The 13067-nt window shown below is 36.9% G+C and carries 13 protein-coding genes; 11 read left to right on the top strand and 2 right to left on the bottom strand.

What is annotated here, in order from left to right; genetic code table 11:
* Nucleotides 1–55: 55 nt before the first annotated feature.
* The 10 genes from V7266_RS09760 to V7266_RS09715 all read left to right on the top strand — a co-directional run bounded on the left by V7266_RS09760 (nt 56) and on the right by V7266_RS09715 (nt 10491).
* Nucleotides 56–1123 (top strand): NAD(P)H-dependent flavin oxidoreductase, encoded by a 1068-nt coding sequence (locus V7266_RS09760; RefSeq protein ID WP_335467699.1) that lies wholly within the window; start codon nt 56–58, stop codon nt 1121–1123.
* A 151-nt stretch (nt 1124–1274) separates the two neighbouring features.
* Nucleotides 1275–1919: a VC0807 family protein gene (locus V7266_RS09755; RefSeq protein WP_335467698.1), complete on the top strand. Its 645-nt coding sequence runs from the start codon at nt 1275–1277 to the stop codon at nt 1917–1919.
* 36 nt (nt 1920–1955) lie between these two features.
* Entirely contained in the window at nt 1956–2555 is a 600-nt protein-coding gene (locus V7266_RS09750; RefSeq protein WP_335467697.1) for a TetR/AcrR family transcriptional regulator, read from the top strand.
* Nucleotides 2556–2669: 114 nt separating this feature from the next.
* Nucleotides 2670–3314 (top strand): DUF2306 domain-containing protein, encoded by a 645-nt coding sequence (locus V7266_RS09745; protein WP_335467696.1) that lies wholly within the window; start codon nt 2670–2672, stop codon nt 3312–3314.
* 153 nt (nt 3315–3467) lie between these two features.
* The gene (gene purU / locus V7266_RS09740) at nt 3468–4367 is read left to right on the top strand and encodes a formyltetrahydrofolate deformylase (RefSeq protein ID WP_335467695.1); all 900 of its coding nucleotides are present in this window, start codon (nt 3468–3470) and stop codon (nt 4365–4367) included.
* 162 nt (nt 4368–4529) lie between these two features.
* Entirely contained in the window at nt 4530–5585 is a 1056-nt protein-coding gene (locus V7266_RS09735) for an acyltransferase family protein (RefSeq protein WP_335467694.1), read from the top strand.
* Between the two features lie 155 nt (nt 5586–5740).
* The gene (locus tag V7266_RS09730) at nt 5741–6418 is read left to right on the top strand and encodes a hypothetical protein (RefSeq protein WP_335467693.1); all 678 of its coding nucleotides are present in this window, start codon (nt 5741–5743) and stop codon (nt 6416–6418) included.
* A 172-nt stretch (nt 6419–6590) separates the two neighbouring features.
* Nucleotides 6591–6986: a VOC family protein gene (locus V7266_RS09725; protein ID WP_335467692.1), complete on the top strand. Its 396-nt coding sequence runs from the start codon at nt 6591–6593 to the stop codon at nt 6984–6986.
* A gap of 372 nt (nt 6987–7358) precedes the next feature.
* Nucleotides 7359–8861 (top strand): malate:quinone oxidoreductase, encoded by a 1503-nt coding sequence (locus V7266_RS09720; protein ID WP_335467691.1) that lies wholly within the window; start codon nt 7359–7361, stop codon nt 8859–8861.
* 193 nt (nt 8862–9054) lie between these two features.
* Nucleotides 9055–10491: a PLP-dependent aminotransferase family protein gene (locus V7266_RS09715; RefSeq protein WP_335467690.1), complete on the top strand. Its 1437-nt coding sequence runs from the start codon at nt 9055–9057 to the stop codon at nt 10489–10491.
* A gap of 41 nt (nt 10492–10532) precedes the next feature.
* Here V7266_RS09715 and hemG read toward each other — a convergent pair whose 3' ends face one another.
* Both hemG and V7266_RS09705 read right to left on the bottom strand, forming a co-directional pair.
* Complete coding sequence (hemG, locus tag V7266_RS09710) at nt 10533–11915, bottom strand: protoporphyrinogen oxidase (RefSeq protein WP_335467689.1); 1383 nt, start codon at nt 11913–11915, stop codon at nt 10533–10535.
* A gap of 178 nt (nt 11916–12093) precedes the next feature.
* A complete protein-coding gene (locus tag V7266_RS09705) occupies nt 12094–12519 on the bottom strand; it encodes a YfmQ family protein (RefSeq protein ID WP_335467688.1) in 426 nt (141 codons plus the stop codon).
* A 379-nt stretch (nt 12520–12898) separates the two neighbouring features.
* On the opposite strand from V7266_RS09705, the gene V7266_RS09700 reads away from it, so the two are divergent.
* The gene (locus tag V7266_RS09700) at nt 12899–13039 is read left to right on the top strand and encodes a hypothetical protein (protein WP_335467687.1); all 141 of its coding nucleotides are present in this window, start codon (nt 12899–12901) and stop codon (nt 13037–13039) included.
* Nucleotides 13040–13067: the final 28 nt, after the last annotated feature.

Below are 13067 nucleotides of genomic sequence, written 5' to 3'. Positions count from 1 at the left end.
TTTTATCTGGATAGTAGTAATAAAGGTTCAAAAATTGAATGGAGGGAAGTAGTAAATGCATCTTGACACAAAACTATGCGAAATACTCGATATTACCTATCCTATTATCCAAGCGGGGATGGCTGGAGGTCCGACGACTGTAGAGCTTGTTGCAAGTGTTTCGAACGCTGGCGGTTTAGGAACCTTGGGTGCTGCCTATATGCAGCCAGAAGAGATTAGAGCAGCTATTCGGAAAATAAAGGAGCAAACTTCAAAACCATTTGCTGTAAATTTGTTTTGTACGGTTTGGCAAGATCAATATGCCGGTGTGGAAGACTCTCAGAAAGTTCTAAATGTGATTCGAGAAAAGCTAGGGATGGAGAGTTTGGGTACTCAAGTGGAAACCAACAACTTTTTTGAAGAACAATTTAAGGTCCTAATCGAAGAAAAAGTACCTGTCATTTCTACTGCTTTTGGTATACTCCCTCGAGACAAAATGGCGAAAGTCAAGGAGCTAGGAATTAAGGTTACATCAATGGTCACGACGGTTCGGGAGGCACAACTGGCCGAGAAAGGGGGGGCAGATATCATTATTGCCCAGGGAAGTGATGCCGGTGGGCATCGAGGAACTTTTGAAATTGAAAAAAACACGCTTGGTGCCACAATCGGAACGTTTTCTCTCGTCCCACAGATAGTTGATGCAGTTTCAATCCCAGTGGCAGCTGCCGGGGGAATCATGGATAGCCGCGGCCTTGTCGCCGCACTAGCACTAGGCGCACAAGGAATTCAGATGGGAACAGCATTTTTAACGACGGTGGAGTCGGGAGCGCATCGAGTTTATAAGGAAGCACTCGTCAATAGCACGGAAGAAAGTACGGTTATTACGAAAGTATTTTCGGGTCGTCCGGCGAGGGGGATTATGAATGCCTTTATTCAAGCATACCAGGATGCGAATGTTTCGCCTGCTGAGTTCCCGACTCAAAATACACTGTCGAGTGATATTCGGAAGGAAGCCGCTTTACAAAATAATTCGGAATATATGTCCTTATGGGCGGGCCAAGGGACAAGATTGTTACAAAATGAGATACCTGCTGAGAAACTAATAAATGACTTGGTGGCAGGGGCAAAAAAGATCCTATCTTAATACCTTAGAGAACCTCATTACAAATTTGAGGTTCTCTAAGCCCAAGCTTTCGCCTATAAAAGGAAAAATTTAAAATCTAATTGACAAACCGGCGGTCGGTTTGTAAAATAAAAATTGTAAAATATGGAAGATTAAAAGGAGTGCTCGAAACATGAAAGTTTCGTCCAAAAGGAAATTAATTCAAATGATTGCTGTCAGTTTGATTGTCAACGGTGCCATACCTGTAATAGTCTATAATCTTCTCACAGACTATTATTCAAGTTTTGTCTCCTTGTTAATTGCAACCTTAATTCCACTAGGGGATAATCTATACCATATCGTAAAATATAAAAAAGCCGATGCCTTTGGGCTATTTATGCTAACCGGCTTCATCTTAAGCTTACTGGCATTTGTCCTCGGTGGAAACGAAAGACTCATTTTATTAAGGGAATCAATAGTCACCGGTTTATTAGGACTCATTTTCATTGCTTCCTTGTTCTTTTCTAAACCCTTGATTTATCACTTTGCGCTAAAATTCACCTCAGAAGATGCCTCTCAACAAAAGGGCAAATTCCAGAAAAACTGGGAAATCCCCTATTTCCGCACTGTACTAAGAATTATGACTGCTATTTGGGGCGTCGCGTTAGTGGGCGAGGCCATCGTGAAGACCATTCTTGTCTATGAACTTTCTATTACTGCCTTTTTAGCTATCTCACAACTTGTTTTTTATAGTATCATTGGAGCAGCCATTTTATTTACCGTTGTCTATCGCCGCTATGCAAAAATACAGTTAGATAAATTAACTCATATTCAGTAAAAATACTCCTAGATTTAGAAAAAAGAAGGTATTCATATGACGAACTCAACAATTTACAATAATCAAAGCTTTCAACATATCCTAGCCATTACCGAAAAAATTATTCTTGAAAAAGGCTGCCGTAATACCACCCTGAAGGACATTATCGAAAGATCCGGGTTGTCAAAAGGGGCAATTTATCATTATGTCGAGAGTAAGGATGAATTATTTGGGCTCATTCTGAAATCCAAGATTGAAGAGATGAATAAAACTTTTCATCAGGCCATTACACAATCCATTAAAGCCGAAACCACTGAGCATAGAAGTTTTAGTGTGGTCAGTCAATTTTTTAACTCCAGACAAGATCCTCAGGATACCGGCAATTTAATTTTTATCTATTTATTAAGCCAGGATAACGAAAAGGTAAAAAAGATCCTTCAGGCTATTTTTCAATATACGAAAGAAATAGGAACCAAATGGATCCAAATGGGGCAGGAGAATGGAGTAATACCTGCAAATATTGACCCTGAAAAAATGTCTACCTTGATGATGACTTTTTCATATGGAATACGGGTTACACAAATCTTATCCACGGATGAAAAGGATCAGGTCAATATGAGTGATATTTTTAAAGTGATTAGTAAGAGCTTAACCTAATCCCCAAATGAGGGGAATTTAAAATAATAAGCATACCGACAGTCGGTTTGTAACTATCCATTACGATCAGCGCCGTATAAATGCTATGAAAAAATAATTGGGGGAGATTAGAACATGAAATATGGAAGGTTTCCAATAGGAGCAATGTATGGTGTAATTGTTTTGTTTATGATTTATATTTTTTGGATGTTCCTCCTTAATGGGGTTGAGCATGCTCCAATGGTCAAAGGGAAGATGGAAGACCCTCATTTTTCTGTGTCGACGTGGAAATGGTTTTTCTACCCTCATATTCTATTAGGGACGATTTCACTTGCGATTGGACCGTTCCAATTAACCAAGTTAAACAGGGAGAATCCAAGTCTTCATAAAATGCTTGGTAAAGTGTATGCAGTGGCTGTTTTTATGAATATTTTAATGGTTCCCTACCTTAGCCTATCTGCCACTGGCGGCCTGGGGTCATCGATTGCCTTTCTTGTTCTTAACTTCTTCTGGTTGTGGACGACTTCAATAGGGGTTATCAAAGCGGCTCAGCGAAAAATAAAAGACCATAAGGAATGGATTCTTCGTAGTTATGCAATCACATGGGTGTTTGTCACCTTTCGGATTGTCATCATTCCATTATCTATCTTTCTAGATCGAACACTGGCTTTTCCTCTCGCAGTCTATCTAGGAATTGGGCTTAACCTTTTATTCATTGAATGGAGAAATCGGAAAAACAAACAGCTTACAAATGTGAAATCAAAAAAATTAGGTTACTAGGATAGTTTTTTCTGAACAATAATAGGAGATCAAAGTGCCTGGTTCAAAGTTGAATCTGATATTTTTTAATATATTAAAGAATTTTCAAATAATTATTAACTAATAAGTATTTTTCATGTATAATGTTTCAAACAAGATAGTGAGGTTTAAGATATGAATGCATTTATTAAAGATCAAGTTCAGTTATTTCAAGAACAGAATAAGAATCGTGGACGTCTGCTTGTTAGCTGTCCGGACCAGCCAGGAATTGTATCGGCGATTTCCAAGTTTTTATTCTCTTATAACGCCAATATTATCGAATCCAGCCAGTATTCTACCAATCCTGAAGGAGGCACCTTTTTCATACGGATTGAATTTGAATGCCCTGGTCTAAAGGAAAAAGCCCAAGAGATGGAAAAACAGTTTACTGATATTGCGGAGAATTTTTCAATGGAATGGAAATTTACGCATGTGTACAATATTAAAAAAGCCGCGATCTTTGTCTCTAAAGAACTGCACTGCTTGCTTGAACTTATATGGGAATGGCAAAGCGGGGATTTAATGGCTGATATTGCCCTTGTCATCAGTAACCATGAAAACGCGAGAGATGTTGTAGAAGGACTTAATATTCCGTTTTACTATATTCCCGCGAATAAGGATATTCGTCAACAAGCAGAAGCCGAGCAGCTTAAGCTTTTAAAAGAGTATGATATTGATTTCATCGTATTGGCACGTTACATGCAAATTCTAACACCGAATTTTATTAAGGAAAATCCAAATAAAATTATTAACATTCACCATTCGTTTTTACCTGCCTTTGTAGGAGCAAGACCATATGAACGCGCCTTTGCCCGCGGAGTAAAATTAATTGGTGCTACTTCACATTATGTGACCAATGATCTTGATGAAGGACCGATTATCGAACAGGATATTAGCAGGGTAGGTCATCACGATAATGTCGAAAGTCTTAAAAAGATTGGACGGAGAATTGAACGCAGCGTGCTGGCTCGTGCCGTAAAATGGCATGTTGAGGATCGAATTATCGTTCATCAAAATAAGACGATCGTTTTCTAATAAATAAAAGAAACAAAGCCGTTATTCAGGATAACTGATTACGGCTTTTTTTATTTTAAGCTTCAATTAAGAAAGTCGTACTATACTCATACTCGTCAGTTTATTGAGGAATCATTCTTAAAACCAGTCAACCTCAAATTTTAAGAGAAGAGAGGGGAAACGATGAAGAAGAGACTAGATTGGTTAGATATCGGTAAAGGATTAGGCATGCTGCTGGTTATGCTAGGGCATGCAGATATTCCAACTCCTCTAAAAACTTATATTTATACCTTCCATATGCCGTTATTCTTTTTTCTATCAGGATATTTATATAATAAAGCTAAGTTTCCAAACCTAAAAGTGTTTTTAGCCAAAAGGACAAAGTCATTAATTCTACCGTATTTGACTTTTTCAATTGTAGTGTACCTTTGGTTTTTACTTTTAAATCACTTGGGACTTGTAAACTATGATAACAATCTATTAACCCCATTATTAGGTTCTGTCATAGCAGAAAGAAAATCGATCTGGACAGTTCATACTGGTGCATTATGGTTTGTTGCCTGTTTATTCTGTACGGAATTCCTTTTTTATTTTATTACAAAAGTTGGAAAAACGAAAAAGCTAATTGGGTTCTTGCTGCTAGTAAGTTCCGTTATTGGATGTATTTATAACAAGACGGTGGGAGAACCACTGCCATGGAATGTAGATGTAGCGATGATTAGCGTTGGATTTTATGGTGCAGGTTTTTTATACAAGGAATACAATAAAAGTTTTAAAAGATTTAATCATTTAACTACTTTTGTTTTTTTGATAATTGTAAATATCGTCACAGGTTATTTCAATTATGTTCTCACCGGAGACAGAGTCGATTTTTACAATAGCAGTTTAGGAAATATTGTTCTTTTCTACCTTTCAGCATTTTCTGGAATTGGAGCTTTTGTGATAGTAGTTAAACGGATGAAGAAAAATAAATTCCTTCAGTACATTGGAAAAAATTCATTTGTTTACTTAGCTTTCCATCAAAAAATTGTGTTCTTTGTCTTTAGTTTAATGATCCAACAATCGGTTTTAAATATTGAAACAATTGTAAATCATCCAATTGTAGAAGGATTGTTGTATACATTCATTACCGTATTGGTGTTAATACCAGTAGTGTTTGCTATCAATCACTACTTTCCTTTTATGTTGGGTAAAACAATAAGAAAGAATACAAAAGAATTTCCAATGAATGCATATTAATTTAATAATTTGTTCATAGTTTGGTCATAATTCATGGGCATCCTACCATTTGTAAAACTCAAACCATTTTTTAGGAGGAAGTTACAAGATGAGAAAGATGCTGATGAATTATTTTTTTGCCATCATTCCTGATTGGTCTTATGGGACCTATCCAAGTGTTTGCAGCGACACAGCCAACTGAACAAAATCAATCCGAAGAGGTTCATGGCCATGGTCATGGTCACTTCAGACTTAATCCTGAGTTTATAAAAAAGCAGGCTGAATCGCTGGGGATTAAAACGGATGGCAAAGATACAGAGACTATCGCCAAAGAAGTAAGAGAAGTCATGATTAAAAAGAGAGCGGAAGAACTAGGGATTAGTACGAAAGGGAAAGAGATTGATTCACTAGCGAAAGAAGTATTTGAAACTACCATTAAAAATGAGGCCAAACAGTTGGGGATTTCAACAGAAGGAAAAGACCTTCGTGATGTTGCGCGAGAGATTCAAGAAACTCAAATAAAAAAAGAGGCGAAAGAGTTGGGGATTTCAACGGATGGAAAGGATCTCCGTGATGTCGCCAGAGAAGTCCGTGAAACCCAAATAAAGAAAGAGGCAAAAGAATTAGGAATTTCTACGGCCAATAAGGATTTTAACCAAATAGCTCATGAGGTTCGTGATAAAAAGATCTTTCAAGCAGCTGAGAAGTTAGGAATAGATACCAAAAATAAATCAGCAGACGAACTTTTCAATGAAATTATGACCAAGCATGCAGATAAGGTGAAGGAGTTAGATCTGTTTCCTCATAAAGGACGCGGAATGCATTTTTTCTTTAAAGGTCCAAAAACAGAATAACAACAGTAAGAGAATCCAAATTTAGAGGTTGTCATTTTGAGAGACAGCCTCTTTTTTTGTAAACCCATTAATAAAAATTAGGTTTTTTTTCATATTTAATGTAAAATAAAGGAACAAACTGGAAATTAAGGACCTAGATACGTTTAATCTTAAAAAATATTAGGAGGAAATCATGGGAAGATTAGTTCATTTCGAAATTCATGTGAGTGATATGGATCGGGCAAAAAAGTTTTATGGTGAGGTTTTTGGTTGGTCTTTCCAAGATTGGAGTGATTATGCAGGAATGCCTTACTTTGGAGCAGTGACGGGCAATGAAAATGAACCTGGAATTAATGGTGCTTTGATGCAGCGTCAAAGTGCTCCACCGGAAACAAACCAACCTCTCAATGGATATGCTTGTACAATGGGAGTAGAAAATTATGATGTAACGGAAGCAAAAATTATTGAGAATGGCGGTAAGGTTTCATTGGCCAAATACGCCCTTCCTGGAATGGCGTGGCAAGGATACTATATGGATACCGAGGGTAATATTTTCGGAATTCATCAACCCGATGTGAATGCAAAATAAAGAAAGGCGGAATATTCTGCCTTTCTTTATTTCATTAAAAAGGAGTATAATAAAAGTGATAAATTTTACTATAATCATTCAAGTTTTGTGTCAATTAAACTTCTATTAATATTAAAATAATATAAATTACTAGCAAGAAACCGGATTAAGGCTTTGTATTTTGTGTATTCTTAGGACTTGTGGAGGGAATTATCACTTTTTACTATATTTTAATACAATTTATAATTATAATATAATAGTAGATATTTTTAATTTTATAAATATTGTAATAGATTTATTATTGAGACAGAAAGGTGTTTGATTAGGTCATTCCTTTGTTTGGTGTAAGACCTGCATCTATTCTGCAAATTTCAGGGGAAAAGGTTGATAAAAATGAGCAACAGTGAAACTAAAACAGACGTCATTTTAATTGGTGCTGGAATCATGAGTGCGACGTTAGGGACTCTCTTGAAGGAATTAGTACCGGAATGGGAAATTACAGTTTTTGAGAAGCTCGCAAGTGCAGGTGAGGAAAGCTCTAACGAATGGAATAATGCGGGGACGGGGCATGCGGCCTTGTGCGAGCTTAACTACACGGTCGAAAAACCGGATGGAACTGTAGATATTAGTAAAGCGGTAACAATTAATGAACAGTTTCAGCTTTCCATGCAGTTTTGGTCTTATCTTGTAAACAGCAGGCTGATTGAAAATCCACAGGATTTTATCATGCCATTACCACATATGAGTTTAGTACAAGGTGAACAAAATATTTCGTTTTTAAAGAAGCGATTCGAAGCTTTGTCAAACAATCCACTATTTCAAGGGATGGAATTTTCCGATGACTCGGAAAAATTGTTGGAATGGATTCCACTTATCATGGAAGGCCGTAAATGGAATGAACCAATCGCGGCAACAAAAATCGACTCTGGAACGGATGTCAACTTTGGTGCTTTAACCCGCATGTTGTTTGACCATTTAAAGAGTAAAAACGTCAAGCTAAACTACAAGCACAGTGTTGATGATATTAAACGTACAAGCGACGGATCTTGGGAAGTGAAAGTGCGGAATCTGGGTAGTGGTACGGTCGAACGCCATTCTGCAAAATTCGTCTTCATCGGAGGCGGAGGAGGAAGCTTGCATTTACTGCAAAAATCCGGTATTCCGGAAGGGAAACATATTGGAGGATTTCCGGTAAGCGGATTATTTATGGTATGTAATAATCCGGATGTTGTCGAGCAGCATCATGCAAAGGTATACGGCAAAGCCAAGGTTGGGGCGCCGCCAATGTCTGTTCCACATCTTGACACAAGATATATCGACCATAAAAAATCGCTGTTATTTGGACCATTTGCCGGCTTTTCACCTAAGTTCTTAAAAAATGGTTCCATGTTGGATTTGGTAACTTCCGTAAAACCGGATAATCTTGTCACGATGTTGGCAGCAGGCGCAAAAAATATGTCCTTGACAAAATACCTAATCGAGCAAGTGATGTTATCGAAAGAACAGCGTATGGAAGAGTTACGCGAGTTTATTCCTAACGCCAAGAGTGAGGAATGGGATTTAGTAGTTGCGGGACAACGTGTGCAAGTGATTAAAGATACGGAAGCGGGCGGAAAAGGAACACTTCAATTTGGTACGGAAGTAATTACTGCAGCTGATGGTTCCATTGCAGCCTTACTTGGCGCTTCACCGGGTGCCTCTACTGCTGTACATGTTATGTTAGAAGTATTCAAAAAATGTTTCCCTCAATACATGAAAGAATGGGAACCGAAAATCAAAGAAATGATTCCTTCTTTTGGTGTATCTCTAATGGAAAATCCAGAGCTTCTGAAGGACATTCATACTTCTACAGCACAGACGCTTGGTCTTCGCGAAAAAGAGCTAGTCTTTAGTTAATGTGTTGGATACAGAAACCAAGGTATTAATTGAAAGACAAGTATAAAATATGGTTTGAGGATTTGATTAATAATTGAATAGGAAAAACAAAACACAGAGCCTTTGATCTAAACTTGGATTGAAGGTTCTTTTTTTATAATGAGCAGAATGTTACTATAAAATAGTGGAAATTTAACTAAAAGGAAAAAACAAAATGGATTGGAAACCAGATCGAAAATCAAAGACACCGATTTATAAACAACTTGCCATTTATATCGAGAATGGAATTGCTGATGGGACTTTTCCTCCCGATAAACCTTTGCCTTCCGAAAGAGGATTGGCGAAAGACCTTGGAATCAACAGAAGTACGGTAATCGCTGCTTATGATGAGTTGGAATCAAATGGACTCATCGATCGAAATAGGGGTAGTGGAACCACCGTCAGTAAAGACATTTGGGGAATTACGAAGAAAAGGATTCCAAGTTGGAATCGATATATTGAGGCTGGTTCCTTTTTGCCTAACTTGCCTGTAACCCAAAGAATTCATAAAGAAATGGCAGAGCATAAACTCATCAATCTAGCCAGTGGAGAATTATCTCAAGATTTATTTCCATTGACCTCACTTAGGGAAATTACATCGAATCGGTCTTTTATTGGATCCTTAGGATATGACCATCCACAAGGGAATGCGATCCTCCGAGAAACTCTTACCAACCATGTTAAACAGTTTCGTGAAATAGAAACGGACCCAGCTTCGATTTTAGTAACATCAGGAGCGCAGCAAGCATTGCATCTTGTCGTTCAATGTTTGTTAAAACCCGGAGATGCAGTGGCGATTGAAAATCCATCCTATCATTACAATCTGCCAGTTTTTCAATCAGCAGGAATTAAAACTTATTTTTTAAAAGTGAATAAGGACGGAATAAAACCAGAGGAAATTACCTCATTATATAAAAAACATAGAATTAAAATGATTTTTTTAAGTCCCATTTTTCAAAACCCCACAGGTACTTTATTGGACTTGGACAAGCGGAAAAAGGTTCTTGAAATCTCATCTGAATATGGGATTCCGATTGTGGAAGATGATCCGTATAGTTTAATATCTTTTAGTGGAGAAAAGATGAAAACTCTTAAATCACTGGATTATAATGGGAATGTTTTATATATTAGCTCATTAACAAAAATAGTGGCTTCCGGATTAAGGATAGGCTGGATAATTGGACCTAGAGCAGTCATTGAGAGGTTATCAGATGCTAAACAGCAAGTTGATTTTGGACATGCCAGCTTCAGTCAATGGGTTGCTAACGACTTCTTGGAATCACCTGATTTTACATCACATATTAAAAATTTGGTTAAACAATTAGAAAGGCGAAGAGATCAAATAGTTGAAAGTCTCCGATTATTTTTAAAAGAAGAGGTTGATTTTAACATTCCAAATGGCGGCATTCATATTTGGTGCAAGATAAAAAAAACGGTAAATGAAATTCAATTATTAGAAGAGTCCATTAAAAGAGGCGTAATTTTTGTTCCTGGTTCCACAATGGGTTCTGAGAAGGGTTTCGTCCGTTTTACCTTTTCGAGGGAAAATGAAGAAAATATTCATGAAGGAATGAAAAGATTTGCAGATGCTCTTTACGCAATAAAAAAATGAAGTTAAAAGGATAGCTCCTAATGGAAAGCTATCCTTTTCTATTAGAACATTTGAATGATTTTTCTTGCTGAATCAATCCCGTTTTGAATACAGTCTGGAATTCCTACACCATAATAGGAACATCCAGCCAGGATGATTCCTGGATAATCGGCAGTTAGTTTGCTTTCAAGCGCTTCTACACTTTTAGGATGGCTAATCAAATAATTCGGCATTTGATCGGTCCATTTTGTAACCTCACTAGCAACTGGGCTGGCGCTAATCCCCAGACTTTTGTGAATATCGCCAAGTGCAATCTCAAGCAGTTCCTCTTTTTCCATTTTCTCTAGTGAAGCGTAAGAAGGATGGCTGTTTTTATAAAAAAGTCTAACAAGTAAGTTGCCGGATTTTGATGTATGCGCCCATTTCCGGCTTGTCCAGGTACAGGCGTTGCAGGACAATTCATCTGTATGTGCCGTAATATACCCCGTTCCATCTGTTGGAAGGACACTGTCTGGCACATCAAAGCCCACATAAACACTAATTAGTGAACTGTTTTTAAAACTTGAAAATTCCTTTTTAAGATCCGGATCATTGATTAAGTTTTCGGCAGCTGTATTCGGAATACTAAGTACTACGAAATCTGCTTCAATGATTTCCTGATTGTTAAGAAACACTTGATATCCACTATTGTTTTTTTCAACTTTAATTACTTTTGTATTTTTTAAGATTTCAGCATCAGTAAGTTTTTCTTCCAACGCATCAATGACTGAACTTAAGCCATTTTGAAAAGAAAGAAACTTTCTTTCTCCGCCTTTAAATTTCTGTTTATTCGCTTCGAGTCCTTTGATGATGCTTCCGTATTGTTCCTTATAATCGATTAAATAGGGAAGGGTTGATGCCAGTGTCAAGTCACTGAGTTTCCCTGAATACACGCCGGACAGGACAGGGGCAATTTGTTTTTCCACCAATTCTGTTCCAAGAAAATGCTCGAGAAAGGAACCAATGGAATCGTTTTTAGTGAACGTTTCATTTTTTGTATAAAAATCCTTAAGTGCCGCCACTTTTCCTTCTGCAGACACGAGAATGCTTTTCGCCAACGATTCAATGCTTGCCGGAATACCGAAGACAGCATCTGCCGGGATCAGTTTCAATTCACCATCTGTGTAGATAAATGAACGGCCGGTCGCATTGTACACAACTTCTTTTTCTAGACCAAGTTCTTCGAATAATGTCATTTCTTCCATTTTACGTGCTACAATGGAATCCGCTCCGGCTTCCATTATCCATTCATCTTGTTTTATTGTTCGAATTTTCCCTCCGAGTTGTTTGGATTCTTCTGCCAGAACCAGCCTGACATCTGTTCCATTCAAATCCTTCCATTTTTGTAATTCATACATGGCAGATAATCCTGTAATACCGCCACCAATCACCAAAACTGTTTTCAAGCTTGCCACCTCTTATGTTATCTCATACTTTTGTACCTACTAGTGTACCATACCATGTCCGTTGAAAGCATATTGTTATATTCAGCAAAAAAAGGGTAGGAAAAGAATTATTTGATTTAGGTATAAGAAAAGGCCCAGTAAACTTTACTGAGCCATTAATTCTTTGGAATTTTTTCAATTAAATAGAAGGCTTTTGAAGATTCTCGGACATCAGACTATACGCAACCAATTTCTTTTTAACCTGCTTTACTACATCAACACGATCTTTGTATCGGAACACAAATAACTTCACATCTTTATTGCCTTTTTTTGTTTCAATCAAAATAGGACTGTTACTGTTCTCAGGATTTAAAAATAATTCCTCGGTGCCTGGATATATATAGTGTTTTTTTAGAAATATGGCATCGTTAAAATCATTAATCACCTTTGTTTTGTCTTCACCTTCGAGACGTCTACCGTCAATGCTCAAGCTGATATTCTCGTCACCAAGTTTTGAATGGGTTTCGAATTTCCTGATTAACCATTCTACTGGGCCGGTTGGGAGGCAGGTAATTAATATTTTTAATAGACTAAGTAGGATTATTGAAATAATTGTCCAAATCATATCTAATCATCTCCGTTTAACATCATAACATATTATTTAAACATTATTTACTAGGTTAACCAGATGTAGATTCCTAGTGAAATGAATGCTAACAAAATAATAACAACATAAATTAAAGACAGATTTATCGTATTCCTTTTTGTGGAACTGCTGTAGTTTTCATCGGATTTCCCAGTTAATAGTATAGTAGAAACTACAGCAAAAATTAAAATCAGCGTAACCAAAACAAGCATTATATTCATGATACACCTCGATACAGTAAATTTATTAAATCAATATAGTTTATAATAATAATAACGCAACTCCAACCTTAAATAACCATCCAATTAACCTGAAATTATACCATCCACTTTAAGTTTTTTTGTTAGGAGGATCATGTATGAAAATTAAAAAGAAAAGAAAAAAGAGAAAATGGGATTGGCTATTGGATTTATTTGATGTCATGGAAATCATTGGACAACTATTATGGTGGATGATTCGAGGTATTTTCCATTTGATTGCTAAAATACTACATCAGTAGGCCAAATTAAAGATAAGAAAAATAATGA

It is taken from the genome of Neobacillus drentensis (assembly GCF_036965645.1).
Taxonomy (GTDB): domain Bacteria; phylum Bacillota; class Bacilli; order Bacillales; family Cytobacillaceae; genus Neobacillus; species Neobacillus drentensis_D.
Note: the sequence above shows the minus strand (reverse complement) of the source record. Positions and strands in the feature narration are given on the sequence as shown.

Bases quoted from the DNA above. Each gene is read 5' to 3' on its own strand.
- V7266_RS09760 (WP_335467699.1), top strand. From the start codon at position 56: ATGCATCTTGACACAAAACTATGCGAAATACTCGATATTACCTATCCT.
- V7266_RS09755 (WP_335467698.1), top strand. From the start codon at position 1,275: ATGAAAGTTTCGTCCAAAAGGAAATTAATTCAAATGATTGCTGTCAGT.
- V7266_RS09750 (WP_335467697.1), top strand. From the start codon at position 1,956: ATGACGAACTCAACAATTTACAATAATCAAAGCTTTCAACATATCCTA.
- V7266_RS09745 (WP_335467696.1), top strand. From the start codon at position 2,670: ATGAAATATGGAAGGTTTCCAATAGGAGCAATGTATGGTGTAATTGTT.
- purU (WP_335467695.1), top strand. From the start codon at position 3,468: ATGAATGCATTTATTAAAGATCAAGTTCAGTTATTTCAAGAACAGAAT.
- V7266_RS09735 (WP_335467694.1), top strand. From the start codon at position 4,530: ATGAAGAAGAGACTAGATTGGTTAGATATCGGTAAAGGATTAGGCATG.
- V7266_RS09725 (WP_335467692.1), top strand. From the start codon at position 6,591: ATGGGAAGATTAGTTCATTTCGAAATTCATGTGAGTGATATGGATCGG.
- V7266_RS09720 (WP_335467691.1), top strand. From the start codon at position 7,359: ATGAGCAACAGTGAAACTAAAACAGACGTCATTTTAATTGGTGCTGGA.
- V7266_RS09715 (WP_335467690.1), top strand. From the start codon at position 9,055: ATGGATTGGAAACCAGATCGAAAATCAAAGACACCGATTTATAAACAA.
- V7266_RS09705 (WP_335467688.1), bottom strand. From the start codon at position 12,519: ATGATTTGGACAATTATTTCAATAATCCTACTTAGTCTATTAAAAATA.
- V7266_RS09700 (WP_335467687.1), top strand. From the start codon at position 12,899: ATGAAAATTAAAAAGAAAAGAAAAAAGAGAAAATGGGATTGGCTATTG.